This is a genomic window from Pseudomonas sp. PS02290, assembly GCF_029960075.1.
In the GTDB taxonomy this organism is placed as follows: Bacteria; Pseudomonadota; Gammaproteobacteria; order Pseudomonadales; family Pseudomonadaceae; genus Aquipseudomonas.
Window position 1 is genome coordinate 1 of record NZ_JASCOY010000116.1, and the last position, 13,558, is coordinate 13,558.

Consider the following 13,558-nt stretch of genomic DNA (forward strand, 5'->3'; position numbering starts at 1 on the left):
CCACTAAAGACCGCGTGCACCCGTTGCTACTGGCTGGAACACCAAATTGTGGGACCGGCTTTAGCCGGGAAGGCGTCGGCAGTCACACCTGAAATTGATGGTGTTCATACGGGCCTCTTCCCGGCTAAAGCCGGTCCCACTGAAAGACCGCGTGCACCCGTTGCTAGTGGCTCGAACCCAAAGGTCTACTTCACCGCTGCTTCTAGGGTCTTGCCCAGCTTGCGCTCCTGCGCGGTCACCAACTGGCAAAGCTCGATAATCTGCTCTCGCATCCAGCGGTTCGCCGGGTCCTGGTCGGTGCTTTCGTGCCAGTACAGGTGCGTCTCCACGGTTGGCACGTCGTTCACCGGCAGATACACGAAATGCAGGTCATTGCGCCGGGCGAAGCGCTCGGGAACGGTCATGACCATGTCGGTCTGCTGCAGCACTTGCGAGGCCATCAGGTAATGCTGCGAACGCAACGCGACCTTGCGCTGAATGCCCATTTTCCCCAGCGCGAGATCCACATAGCCCAAGCCACTGCGTCGGCTGGAAATATGAATGTGCGCAACGCCAAGGTAGTCATCCAGGCTGATGGCGTCCTTGTTCGCCAGCGGATGGCCGCGGCGCATGGCGCACACGTAGTGGTCTTCCATCAGCTTGACGTGGCGCACCTGCGGGTCGGTGTTCAACGGCGCGTCCACCGCGAAGTCCAGCCGGCCGGCCGCGAGTTCCTTGGTCGTTTCCCGGCGCTTGGACAGAAAGCTTTCAATGGTCACGGCCGGCGCCAGACGCCGCAGCCGCTGGAACAGCGCGGGCAGGATCACCGCCTCGGTGAGGTCGGTCATGCTGATGCGGTAGTTCTTGTTGGCCTGCAGCGGATTGAAGATCCGGCTCTCCTGCACCGACACCCGCAGCAATGACAGGGCATTGCGCACCGGGCCGATGATGTTCTGCGCCATGGGCGTGGGCACCATGCCCTGCGCCGTGCGCACGAACAGCGGATCGTTGAAGGTTTCGCGAAGGCGCGACAGGGCATTGGACACGGCAGGCTGGGTGATGCCGACGATCTGGCCGGCGCGGGTCAGGTTGGCTTCGGTGTAGATGGCGTCAAACACAATAAAGAGATTGAGATCGACCTTGCTCAGGTTCATTGCTGTGCGCCTCGTGCAGTTCTTGTTGTTTGGAATGCGCCGAATCATATATCGGTTATGAATGTTTATACACGCCGAGAATAGGTTAGATAAATGGGGGGCGCTGTTCTAGCATCGGATCACGACCTGACAACACCTCACAGAAGGCAGCAGCCCCATGGATTTCGCTTACTCCCCCAAGGTTCAGGCACTACGCGAGCGCGTGACCGCCTTCATGGACACTTACGTGTACCCGGCCGAGCCGGTATTCGAGCGTCAAGTGGCCGAAGGCGATCGCTGGCAGCCGACGGCGATCATGGAGGAGCTCAAGGCGAAGGCAAAAGCCGAGGGGCTGTGGAACCTGTTCCTGCCGGAATCCGAACTGGGGGCAGGGCTGTCGAACCTCGAGTACGCGCCGCTGGCAGAGATCATGGGCCGCTCGCTGCTGGGCCCGGAGCCGTTCAACTGTTCCGCGCCGGACACCGGCAATATGGAAGTGCTGGTGCGCTATGCCAATGACGCGCAAAAGGAGCGCTGGCTGGAACCCTTGCTGCGCGGGGAGATTCGCTCGGCGTTTGCGATGACCGAACCCGACGTGGCCTCTTCGGATGCCACCAACATGGCTGCGACCGCCGTACGCGATGGCGATGAGTGGGTCATCAACGGACGCAAGTGGTGGACCTCCGGCGCCTGTGACCCGCGCTGCAAGATCATGGTCTTCATGGGCCTGAGCAACCCGGACGGCCCGCGTCACCAGCAGCATTCGATGATTCTGGTGCCGACTGACGCGGCGGGGGTGAAGATCGTCCGGCCGCTGCCGGTGTTCGGCTACGACGATGCACCCCACGGTCACGCCGAAGTGCTGTTTGAAAATGTACGCGTGCCGTACGAAAACGTCCTGCTGGGTGAAGGACGCGGGTTCGAAATCGCCCAGGGTCGTCTGGGCCCGGGCAGGATTCACCACTGCATGCGTTCGGTCGGCATGGCGGAGCGCGCGCTGGAATTGATGTGCAAACGCTCGGTTCAGCGCACCGCGTTTGGACGGCCATTGGCGCGACTGGGTGGCAACATCGACAAGATCGCCGACTCGCGCATGGAAATCGACATGGCGCGCCTGCTGACCCTGAAGGCCGCGTACATGATGGACACCGTGGGGAACAAGGTGGCAAAAAGCGAGATCGCGCAAATCAAGGTGGTCGCCCCAAACGTCGCCCTGCGGGTGATCGACCGGGCAATTCAGATGCACGGGGGCGCGGGGGTGTCCGGCGATTTCCCGTTGGCCTATATGTACGCCATGCAGCGCACCCTGCGCCTGGCCGACGGCCCGGACGAAGTGCACCGCGCGGCCATTGGGAAGTTTGAGATCGGCAAGTATGTGCCGAAGGAGATGATGCGCGGCGAGCATCGGTGATCAACCACGGCGTCACCAGCAACCCGTAGGTTGCTGGCACGGATGCGGGCGGCTGAGCCGCCTCACTCCACCCAAACCTCGACCCGGCGGTTCTTGATCCGGCCTTCATCGCCATCATTGGCCGCCACCGGCATTTCGTCGCCAAACCCGCGCACGTCACGCAGCACCACCTGATGTTTCAGCAGCTCCCGGCGCACCGCCATGGCGCGCAGTTTTGACAGCAATTGCGCCCGCGCCGGATCGCTCTTGGCATCGCCAAATCCCGCCAGCGTCACCTTCTGATCCAGCTTGTCATGGGCCTTCAGGTACTCGACCACGCGCTTCAGATCGAGCATCGCCTTGGTGTCCAGCGTCGCGCTGCCCTGGGCGAAACGGAAATTCACCGACAGCCGCTCGGCCTCCCGCGCCATATTCTGATACTCCAGCGGCATCTGTGCCGTCGCCCGCACTTTCACCGCCTGAACCGTCTGCGCCACAAACCCGTTCTGCGCGACGATAGACTGGCCCTGGGGACTCTGGGCGAACCGCACCAGCGCCTTGGCCCAGCGCTGCCTCGAGTCGGGCGGCAGGTAGAAATACAGACGGCGCGACAGCGGGTAGTCTTCGGTGGCAATCAAACTGACCGTGGGCAGCATCGGTTTTGACTCACCGTCGATGATCGCCACGGCCTTTGCCTGGCGAATATAGGGCAGGCCGATGAAGCCGATGCCCTGACGGTCCTGACTGACCTGGTCGGACAGTTCCTCACTGGACTCGAAGCGCCTGGCCTCCTTCGACAGCGTCCTGGCGGACTTGGCCAGCACCAACTCGTTGAAGGTGTCGAACGTGCCGGACTGTTGATCCCGTGCGTATAAATGGATAGCCCCGGCCGGGCCACCCAGTTGCTCCCAGTCGCGGATCTCGCCGGAAAAGATTTTCGCCAGTTCCGCCGTGCTCAGCTCCCGCAGCGGGTTGCCGGGGTGAAGAATCACTGCCACGCCGTCGATGGCGATCACCTGCTCGGCCTCATGACTGCGCAGATCGCCCAGGGCCGCCAGCTCGATAGCCTCATTGTTCTTGATCGGTCTTGAGGATGCCGCCACATCGGCCAACCCGTCCTTCAGCGCTGCAAACCCGGTGCTCGATCCATGGGCAGCAATGTCGATGCTGACGTTCTGGCCCGAGGGCAATTGGGCGGTAATGCGCAGTTCGTTAGGGCGCGCGCCCGGTTGTTCCTGTATCGATTGCGCGCCTTGCTGCGCGAGCAAGCCTTTGACCAGCGCCGGCCCTAGCTGCGCGCCAATCGTATTCGAGCCCTGAATGCGCAAGGCGGGCGAGCCGTCAGTCGGCGCCGGAAGCGTAGCCGCGCCAGCGCTGACCGAGAGGGCGGCGGCAAGGAGTGAAGAGAGGACAAGGAAAACGCGAGTGCGCAGCATGTGCGGCATCTTTATATGAGCTGAGGTGGCCGGAGAATAAGACAGGCGGATGACGGCCAGATGACAGATCGCCGCTTGGTGCGCGTTGGAGGAGCAAGCCGCAGGCAGGGCGCCATGCGGCTCATCATTTAATGATTCGGTTATTCCAGCTCAAGCCAGATCGGCGCGTGGTCGGACGGCTTGTCCATGGAGCGCAAGTGATAATCCACGCCCGCTCCCTTAATGCGCGGTTGCAGGCCGTGGGAGGCGAGGATCAGGTCGATGCGCAGGCCGCGCTTGGGCTCGTCTTCAAAACCGCGACTGCGGTAATCGAACCAGCTGAATTGATCGACCACTTCCGGGTACAGGTGGCGGAAGCTGTCCACCAGGCCCCAGTTCTTGAGTTTGGCGAGCCACTCGCGCTCCTCCGGCAGGAAGCTGCACTTGCCGGTTTTCAGCCAGCGCTTGGCGTTGTCGGCGCCGATGCCGATGTCGCTGTCTTCCGGAGAGATGTTGACGTCGCCCATCACCACCAGCGGCTGGTCATTGCTGAATTTCGTTTCCAGCAAGTTCTGCAGATCTGCGTAGAAGCGCAGCTTCGCCGGGAATTTGGTCGGGTGATCACGGCTTTCGCCCTGTGGGAAATAGCCGTTCATGACTGTCACCGGATTACCGTTGCGATCGGCGAATGTGCCCCAGATGAAGCGGCGCTGGGCGTCTTCGTCGTCGTTGTCGAAGCCCTTATGAATTGACAGCGGCGGCTGACGCGAGAGCAGGGCGACGCCGTAATGACCTTTCTGCCCGTGGAAATGCACGTGGTAGCCCAGCGCTTCGATATCGGCCTGGGGGAATTGCTCGTCGGAGACCTTGGTTTCCTGCAAGCCAATGACGTCGGGCTGATGTTTCTCGATCAACGCCGCCAGTTGATGCGGTCGGGCGCGAAGGCCGTTGATATTAAAAGACACAAGTTTCATGGGCGGCGCTCCTGGCAGCTCCTTGCAAATACAAACGGCGATGCTAGCCGACCTGCCCGGTGACGGCCAGCGCCCGGTTCGCTCGGCTGCATTGGAACCGGGGGGCGTGCATTTCTGAACGACGGCCAAGTCGTGGGAACTGCGCTTGCGGGCGGCGACTCGAAGCCTTGAAGACAGCCACCCGAGCGACCGCCCCGGGGCTCATCAAAAGGACGAACACCATGCCTGAACTGCCTGGCGCAACGGCGCAGATCCGTCAGCTCGACAGCGGCTATTCCCGCGAAACCCGCACGTTGCTGTACCTCGCTTACCGTCAGGAGCCGAGTTTCGCGTACCTGTTCGAATCCGGCCGCTCCGGCTATGACCACCGGGTCAAGGCGACCATCCGTGCGTTGGTCAAACAGCACTTTCTTCAGGACTTGCCGGCGTTGGGGCTGTTCGTCGCGGACCGTCTGGTGGGCGTTGCGCTGATTGCGCCTCCCCAGCGGCGACTGGGCATCACCGAAAGCTGGGCCTGGCGGATTCGCATGTTGATAAGCACCGGCCTGCGCGGGACCCAGCGCTACCTGGAGTATTACCATGACGTGCTGGCCTGTGCGCCGTCGGAAGCGGTTCATGTGCTGCCGCTGCTCGGCGTCCATCCTGATTTTCAGGGCAAGCATTATGGTGAGCAGTTGCTTCTGGCGTTGCATGACTGGTGTGGGCAGGACAAAAACTCGGAAGGGATCGTCCTCGACACGGGAAATGGCCATTATCTGGATTTTTACGATCGACACGGTTATCAAGAAATCGGCGAAGTGGAAGTAGGACCCGTCCGAGAACGCATATTTTTCCGCCCAAACCCCCAGGTTTCATTGGGCTCTGTGGCTTGAGCTACGCAAGCTTCCCCATTTGAGCGGGTTCCAGCAGCCCGCGTCGCTCGTGTAGCATTCGCGCCTATGAAGTTTCCCCATCGATACACCAGTGGCTTTCTCTTGATGTTGTCCAGCTGCGCGGCATTCGCCGATGCGCAGCTGGAGGTCCGGATCAAGCCGTCCAATGCCGCGCTCAAATCCAACATCGAAGGGTATGTAGGCAGCCTCGGCGAGCGCGACGAGCCAGCCCTCGAACGTTTCAGCGTGGGGGCCGTCGAGCAGGCGCAGAAGGCCGCTCAGGCCCTTGGCTATTATCAGGCGCAGATTGACAGCGAAGTCCGCCATGTCGACAACAACCTGCAACTGCTGCTGAAGGTCGAGGCGGGTGAGCCCGTCCACCTGCGCAATGTGTCCATCCGCGTGACCGGGCAGGCCACCCAGCTGAAAAGCTTCCGGGTGCCCAAAGGCGACGCCCTGAAACCCGGCGCTGTGCTCAACCATGGTGTCTACGAGGACGCCAAACACCTGATCGAAACCCAGGCCGCGCGCTACGGCTTCTTCAATGGCCGGTTCGTGACCCAGCGCCTGTCCGTTGACCCCCGTGCCGGTGTCGCCGACATTGAACTGGTCTACGACAGCGGGCCGCGTTTCTCCCTTGGCAAAGTCACCTTCAGCGGCGACGCGCCGTTCGATGAAGACCTGCTGCGGCGTATGGTGCCGTTCAAACAAGACACGCCTTACGACTCCGAACTGATCGCCGAACTCAATCAGGCCATGCAGTCGAGCGGCTATTTCGAAGGGGTGCGGGTCAACGCATCGCCCACCGACGCCCAGGCTCAGGTCATTCCGGTGGACGTCCAGCTCCAGACCCGCAAGCCGCGGACCATGGGACTGGGCGTCGGCTATTCGACCGACGTTGGCCCTCGGGTAAAAGCCAACTGGACGCGCCACTGGGTCAATCCCCAGGGTCACAGCTATGGCGCTGAAGCCGAAATCTCTGCGCCACGGCAGAATGTCGGCCTGTTCTACGACATCCCGCTGGACCCGCCCCTGACCGACAAACTGCGTTTCGCCGGCGGCTACCAATATGAAGAAATCGCCGACACAGACAGTCTCAGCAAACTCTTGACCGTCGGCCCCGAGTGGCACAGCAAATTGCCCAGCGGCTGGGAGCGGGTGGTCTCGCTGAAATGGCAGCGCGAAGAATACCGGCTGGGCAACGATGAAGGCCTCAGCACCTTGCTCATGCCCGGCGTCAGCTATTCATACCTGCGCAGCGATAACCGCATCGACCCGCACAATGGCTACCGGCTGCAGTTCGATACTCAGGTCGCCAAGGAAGGACTGGGCTCGGACGCCAACCTCTTGCACGGCACGGTCATGCTCAAAGGGCTGACCACCGTGGCGCAGAACCACCGCTTTCTCGGGCGGGTGCAGGTCGGCGGCAGTGCCACCAATGGCTACAAATCGATCCCGCCTTCGCTGCGTTTCTTTGCCGGTGGCGATCAGAGCGTGCGCGGTTATGACTACCAATCGCTGTCCCCGGAAAACTCCGACGGCGACAAGATCGGCGGCCGCTACATGATCGCCGGCAGCGCCGAGTACCAGTACTCCATCGCCGAAAAGTGGCGAGTGGCGGCGTTCGTCGATCAGGGCAACTCGTTTAATACCCTGGACCTGCCGAGCCTCAAGACAGGCGTAGGCATTGGTGTGCGCTGGGTGTCCCCGGTCGGGCCGCTGCGCCTGGACCTCGCCCACGCACTGGATGAAGACGGCGGTATTCGTCTGCACTTCTCGATGGGACCTGAACTGTGACGAATAGGGATTTGTTGAAACGCACCGTCGCAATCACAGCGATTACGCTGCTGTCGTTAGTCATCCTCGTGGTGCTGACGATGACTCTCCTTCTCGGCACCCAAAGCGGCAGTCGTTGGGCGCTCGGTCTGGTGCCGGGCCTGTCGGCCGAAGGGTTTTCCGGTCGTCTGGGCGGCGCATGGCAGGCGGATCACCTGATCTGGCAGCAAGGCCAGAGCACAGTCGACATTGACGCGCCGGTGTTCGACTGGTCACCGGCGTGCCTGGCGCGCATGACGCTGTGCATCGACAACCTGCAGACGGGCGACATCAGGCTGCAATTTCCGCCTTCGAGCGACGAAGCCAGCAGCGCCCCCATCAAACTGCCGGATCTCAAGCTGCCGCTGGCCCTGCAGCTGGGTCGCGTGCAGATCGGCAGTCTGCACCTGGACGGCACCGAACAGGTTCGCGACGTGCAACTGGCGGCGCACTGGACTGCCGAAGGGTTGAAGATCGATTCGCTGCACGCCGGTCGTGATGACATCGCCCTCGACCTGTCGGGGCTGCTCAAACCCGAGGGCGACTGGCCGCTGACCGCCGAAGGGCAATTGAAGCTGCCGGATGTCAGCGGTCAGCCGTTGTCACTGGCGCTGAGCATTCAGGGCGATCTGCTCAATACGTTGACGCTGAATGCGCAGAGCAAGGGGTATATCGACGCTCATCTGATCGGTGAGCTGCAGCCGTTGGTGGAAAACCTGCCGGCAACCATTGCCATCACCAGCGACACGTTCAAACCCGCTGCCGATTTGCCGGAAACGTTGCAGCTCAATCAGTTGGTTCTCAACGCCAAGGGCGACCTTGCCCAGGGCTACGCCATCACCGGCAATGCCAGCCTTCCCGCTGAAAAAGGCCCGGTGGCACTGGCGCTACAAGGGCGTGTCGACGCCAAGGGCGCGGACATTGCGGCGCTGGAACTGACCGCCAGTGACAATCAGCGCCTCAAGGCCAGCGGCACGCTGGATTGGCAGCAGGGCCTGCGCGCCGACGCGAAAATCGACTGGCTCGATTTCCCCTGGCATCGCCTGTACCCACTGATCGAAGAGCCGCAGGTCAGCGTGCATACGTTCACCGGCGAAGTGTCCTACACCGACGGCAAATACCTCGGCCATTTCGCTGGGGACTTCAAAGGGCCGGCCGGTCCCTTCACTCTGGAAAGCCCGTTCAGCGGCGATCTGCAGCAGATCTTTCTGCCCCAGCTTGAACTGGCAGCCGGGCAGGGCAAGGCCAGCGGTCACCTGAACCTGCAATTTGCCGACGGCATCGCCTGGGACACGGCGCTGGATCTCAGCGCCATCGATCCCGCTTATTGGGTCGCGGAGTTGCCGGGCGCCCTGGCAGGTCCGCTGCGCAGCAAAGGGTCGTTGCGTAACGAGCAATTGAACCTGAATGCCGACCTGGATCTGAAAGGGCGTCTGCGCGGCCAACCTGCGGTCCTGCAAGCCAAGGCCGATGGGGCCGACAATAAATGGAATCTCAACGCCCTGGACATCCGCCTGGGCGATAACCGGATTCAGGGCACGGGCAGCCTGCAGCAGAAAATCGCCGCACAGCTGGACATCAACCTCCCGCGGCTGGGTCAACTGTGGCCCGGGCTACAAGGGCAGATGAAAGGCCGCCTTGATGTCGCCGGCACCGTGCAGGCGCCCCAGGGGCAATTGGCGTTGCAGGGCACTCAACTGGCCTTTGAGGCGAACAAGCTGCAAGCCCTTACGTTGGCGGCCAAGCTCGACAACGCCCAGCGCGCAACCCTTGATCTGAAGACATCCGGCATTCAAGCCGGCGATACCGCATTGGGCGCTTTAACTGTCAACGGTCAGGGCGACATCAAGCGTCAGCAGGTGAAACTCGACCTACAGGGACCGTTGCTCAAACTGGCCCTCGCGCTGGACGGCAACCTGGACAAAGGCAACTGGCGCGGGCGTCTGGCCAGCGGTGACATCCAGAGCGGCGGGCAGGACTGGAAGCTGCAACAGCCGGCCAAACTGGAGCGTCTGGCCGACGGCAAGGTCAACTTCGGTGCCCATTGCTGGGTCTCGGGGCCTGCGAGTCTGTGCGGCGAAGATCAGCGTCTGATGCCGGAGCCGCGCCTGCGCTATCACCTCAAGCGCTTCCCGCTGGAAAGCCTGGCGCAGTGGCTGCCCAAGGATTTTGCGTGGAAGGGCGCGCTCAATGCCGACATCCAGCTGGACGTTCCCGCTGCCGGCCCCAATGGCCAGGTGGTAATCGACGCCAGCGGCGGGACGCTGCGGGTCAAGGACAAGAATCAGTGGCTGGACTTCCCCTACGACACGCTGAAGCTGACCAGCAGCCTGACCCCGAAGAAAGTCGACACCAGCCTCGATTTTCGTGGCGGCAAGCTCGGCGAACTGCTGGCCCGACTGAGCATCGATCCAATCGCCAAAAACAAATCAGTGACCGGCGACTTCACCCTTAGCGGCCTGGATATTTCAGTGGGCCGGCCTTTCGTCCCGATGATTGAGAAACTCAACGGCAAGCTCAACGGCAGCGGCCGGATTTCGGGCAGCCTGATGGCGCCGCAGATCAACGGCAACGTGGCGCTCACCGACGGTGAGGTGTCGGGGCCGGAAGTGCCTGTGAGCTTTGAAAAACTCAACGTTCAAGCCCTGATTGCCGGCGAACGTGTGGATTTGACCGGCAAATGGAGCAGCGGCGCGGCGGGTCAGGGCAGTATTGGCGGGCATGTGGCCTGGGCCGATGCGCTAGATGTCGACGTTGCGGTGAAAGGCACCCACCTGCCGATTACTGTTGAGCCCTACGCCAAGCTGGAAGCGGCGCCGGACCTGAAGATTACTCTGCAGGGCGACCGGCTGGCGGTGTCGGGAAAAGTCCTGATTCCGAAAGGCGAGATCACCGTGCGGCAGCTACCGCCCTCGACCGTGAAAGTCTCCGATGACACGGTGATCGTCGGCCAGCAGACCCAACAGGGCAAAACCCCGCTCGCCATCGCCATCGCCATGGACGTGAACGTCGAAGTGGGGCAGGAAACCCTGAGTTTCACCGGCTTCGGCCTGACCGCCAATCTCGTCGGGCACGTGCACATCGGCGACAACATGGACACCCGCGGCGAGTTGAACCTCAACGATGGCCGCTACCGGGCCTACGGCCAGCGCCTGACCATTCGCAAGGCACGCCTGTTGTTCGCAGGGCCCGTGGATCAGCCGTATCTGGACATCGAGGCCATCCGCCAGACCGACGACGTGATCGCCGGCATTCGACTGAGCGGCAGCGCCGAGCAACCGACCACCACGGTGTTCTCGGAACCGGCCATGAGCCAGGAGCAAGCGCTGTCCTATCTGGTGCTGGGCCGTCCGCTGAGCACCAACGGTGAGGACAGCAACATGGTCGCCCAGGCGGCGCTGGCATTGGGCCTGGCCGGCGGTTCCTCGACGGCGGGCAAGCTGGCGTCCGGGCTGGGGATTCAGGATTTCGACCTGGACACCTCCGGCAGCGGCGACAAGACGGCGGTGGTCGCCAGCGGCAAGATCACCGACAAGCTCAGCCTGCGGTATGGCGTGGGGGTGTTTGAACCGGCCAATACGTTGACCTTGCGCTATCTGCTCAGCAAGAAGGTGTACCTGGAGGTCGCGGGTGGTGTGGCGAGTTCGCTGGATATCTTCTACAAGCGGGATTTTTGATCAGACGAGGGCGAACGCCTTCGACGAAGCCGGCTTGCTCGCGGGGGAGAGTGCTCCGCTAGCAAGCCGGTTTTGAGGAGTCACGCAACCGCCGCGACTTAAGCGGCTGTCGAGTAACCGGCTTCAGCCGTTGACCAGCTTCATCGCCGCATCCGGATAACGACCACCCGCCACAGCGTTAACCGGGAACAAGTCTTTCAGCCCCTGCAACTCCGCTGGGCTGAGGGACACGTCCAACGCGCCGACGTTCTCCTCCAGGTATTTGCGCTGCTTGGTGCCGGGAATCGGAATCACGTCATTGCCCTGGGCGAGCACCCAGGCCAACGCCAGCTGGCCGGCAGTGATGCCTTTTTCTGCCGCCAGTTGCTCGACCTTCTGCACCAGTAGCAGGTTTTTGGCGAAGTTTTCGCCCTGAAACCTAGGGCTGCTGCGGCGGTAGTCATCGGCGGCGAAGTCGTCCGGGCTTTTCAGGGCGCCCGTCAGAAAGCCTCGTCCCAACGGGCTGTACGGAACAAACGCGATACCCAGACGGCGACAGGTATCCAGTACGCCGTTTTCTTCCGGATCGCGGCTCCACAGGGAGTATTCGGTCTGCAAGGCGGCAATGGGGTGAACCTTGTGAGCGCGTTCGAGGGTGCTGGCCGACGCTTCGCTCAAGCCGAGAAAGCGCACCTTGCCGGCCTTGACCAGCTCAGCCATGGCGCCAACGGACTCTTCGATTGCCACGCCCGGATCGATGCGGTGCTGGTAATACAGATCCAGGGTGTCGATTTTCAGCCGCTGCAACGTGCCATCGATCGCGGCGCGGATGTACTCGGGACTGCCATTGACCCCGCGCGCGCCGGCGTCGCCCGGTGTACGCACGATGCCGAACTTGCTGGCGATGAACGCCTGATCCCGCTTGCCCGCCAGCGCTTTGCCCAACAGTTCTTCGTTGGTGTGGGGGCCGTACATGTCGGCGGTGTCGAGCAGGGTGACGCCCATCTCAAGCGCCCGGTGAAGGGTGGCGATCGCTTCATCGGGATTGCCGCCTGTGGTGTAAAAGTCGGTCATGCCCATGCAGCCCAAACCCAGGGCCGAGACCTGTGGTCCATTTTTGCCAAGTTGACGCGTTTGCATGATGAATGCCTTGTCGATCAAGAGGACCGCCATTCTTGCGCCTCGACAGCGTCGGGATAAACCGGCTAAAAGTGGTTTCACTATTGGTTATTTCTAAACAATCCCTCAGCGGACATGTGACGAGTTATGGATAAATTCAATGCGATGCGAGCCTTCACGCGCATCGTCGAGCTGGGCGGTTTCGCCAAAGCCGCCGACAGCCTGCACATGCCGCGCGCCTCGGTGACCATTCTGATCAAGCAACTGGAGGCTGAACTGGGCGTGCAATTGTTGATGCGCACCACGCGACCGGTGACGCCAACGCCGGACGGTCAGGCCTATTACCAACGCTGCGTGAATGTACTGAACGCGCTGGAAGCCGCCGAATCGGTGTTCTCCTCGGTGGCCAAAGACCCGGAAGGGGTGCTGCGCGTCGACATGCCGTCTGGCATCGGTCGGCTGATTATCATGCCGCTGTTGCCGGAGTTCACCGAACGTTACCCCCGGCTGGAAATGGAAGTAGGCATGAACGATCGCCCGGTGGATTTGATCAGGGAGGGCTACGATTGCGTGATCCGTGGCGGGCAGCCCCTCGATCATTCACTGGTGGCCCGGCCGCTCGCTCAGATGCGCCAGGTGGTGTGCGCCAGTCCGGGCTATCTGCAGCGAAGGGGCACGCCGCAATCACTGGCCGATCTGCAGCATCACCAGATCATCGAATACTTTTCTTCGACCACCAACAAGCGCTACGGGCTGGAGTTCGTCATCGACGGCCGGACCCTGGCGCCGGACCTGCCCAAAGCCCTGGCGACCAACAGCGCCGATGGCTACCTCGCCGCGTGCAGCGCGGGTTACGGTCTGGTGCAGACGCCGTATTACCATGTTGCCGAATTATTGCGTCGTGGCGAGCTGATCGAAGTGCTGGGCGATGTCGAACAACCACTATTGCCTTTGACCGCGCTGTATCCGGCACACCGGCAGACCTCACGGCGGGTGAGGGTATTCGTCGACTGGGTGGTGGACGTGTGCTCGCGTCCGGGGCTGATGGACAAACCGGTAATGCACCGCGTTTCCTGACAACAAAATCGTTTCTGGCGGTAGGTTGCCGCGGTTTTTCATGGTTAACTTCCGCCTTCGCATGCCACTCAAACAAGGACTCAGCTCATGCCACAAGTGACTCGTAGAGGCTCCCCGGTACAGCTCAG

The 13,558-nt window shown here is 61.9% G+C and carries 9 protein-coding genes; 5 read left to right on the plus strand and 4 right to left on the minus strand.

All coding sequences use genetic code 11. From position 1 onward, the window contains the following. Window positions 1-185 precede the first annotated feature (185 nt). Complete coding sequence (locus QMX88_RS26265; protein ID WP_133775085.1) at window positions 186-1,133, minus strand: LysR family transcriptional regulator; 948 nt, start codon at window positions 1,131-1,133, stop codon at window positions 186-188. Window positions 1,134-1,290: 157 nt separating this feature from the next. Here QMX88_RS26265 and QMX88_RS26270 point away from each other — a divergent pair, with 157 nt between their 5' ends. Then, window positions 1,291-2,523 (plus strand): acyl-CoA dehydrogenase, encoded by a 1,233-nt coding sequence (locus tag QMX88_RS26270; protein WP_282373183.1) that lies wholly within the window; start codon window positions 1,291-1,293, stop codon window positions 2,521-2,523. A 62-nt stretch (window positions 2,524-2,585) separates the two neighbouring features. Here QMX88_RS26270 and QMX88_RS26275 read toward each other — a convergent pair whose 3' ends face one another. Beyond that, window positions 2,586-3,938 carry a phosphate ABC transporter substrate-binding/OmpA family protein gene (locus QMX88_RS26275; RefSeq protein ID WP_282373184.1) on the minus strand — a complete coding sequence of 451 codons (1,353 nt, stop codon included), beginning with the start codon at window positions 3,936-3,938 and terminating at the stop codon, window positions 2,586-2,588. A gap of 140 nt (window positions 3,939-4,078) precedes the next feature. After that, window positions 4,079-4,891 carry an exodeoxyribonuclease III gene (gene xthA, locus QMX88_RS26280; RefSeq protein WP_192173906.1) on the minus strand — a complete coding sequence of 271 codons (813 nt, stop codon included), beginning with the start codon at window positions 4,889-4,891 and terminating at the stop codon, window positions 4,079-4,081. A 221-nt stretch (window positions 4,892-5,112) separates the two neighbouring features. On the opposite strand from xthA, the gene QMX88_RS26285 reads away from it, so the two are divergent. The 3 genes from QMX88_RS26285 to QMX88_RS26295 all read left to right on the plus strand — a co-directional run bounded on the left by QMX88_RS26285 (window position 5,113) and on the right by QMX88_RS26295 (window position 11,255). Then, a complete protein-coding gene (locus QMX88_RS26285) occupies window positions 5,113-5,763 on the plus strand; it encodes a GNAT family N-acetyltransferase (protein ID WP_282373185.1) in 651 nt (216 codons plus the stop codon). A 66-nt stretch (window positions 5,764-5,829) separates the two neighbouring features. Beyond that, on the plus strand, window positions 5,830-7,560 hold the full coding sequence (locus tag QMX88_RS26290) for an autotransporter assembly complex protein TamA (RefSeq protein ID WP_282373186.1): 1,731 nt from the start codon (window positions 5,830-5,832) through the stop codon (window positions 7,558-7,560). 32 nt (window positions 7,561-7,592) lie between these two features. After that, window positions 7,593-11,255 (plus strand): translocation/assembly module TamB domain-containing protein, encoded by a 3,663-nt coding sequence (locus QMX88_RS26295; protein ID WP_442969499.1) that lies wholly within the window; start codon window positions 7,593-7,595, stop codon window positions 11,253-11,255. 123 nt (window positions 11,256-11,378) lie between these two features. Here the strand turns inward: QMX88_RS26295 and QMX88_RS26300 are convergent, their stop codons facing one another. Then, complete coding sequence (locus QMX88_RS26300; protein WP_282373189.1) at window positions 11,379-12,374, minus strand: aldo/keto reductase; 996 nt, start codon at window positions 12,372-12,374, stop codon at window positions 11,379-11,381. Window positions 12,375-12,500: 126 nt separating this feature from the next. On the opposite strand from QMX88_RS26300, the gene QMX88_RS26305 reads away from it, so the two are divergent. Then, window positions 12,501-13,430, plus strand: coding sequence for a LysR family transcriptional regulator (locus QMX88_RS26305; RefSeq protein WP_282373187.1), 930 nt, complete (start codon window positions 12,501-12,503; stop codon window positions 13,428-13,430). Window positions 13,431-13,558 lie beyond the last annotated feature (128 nt).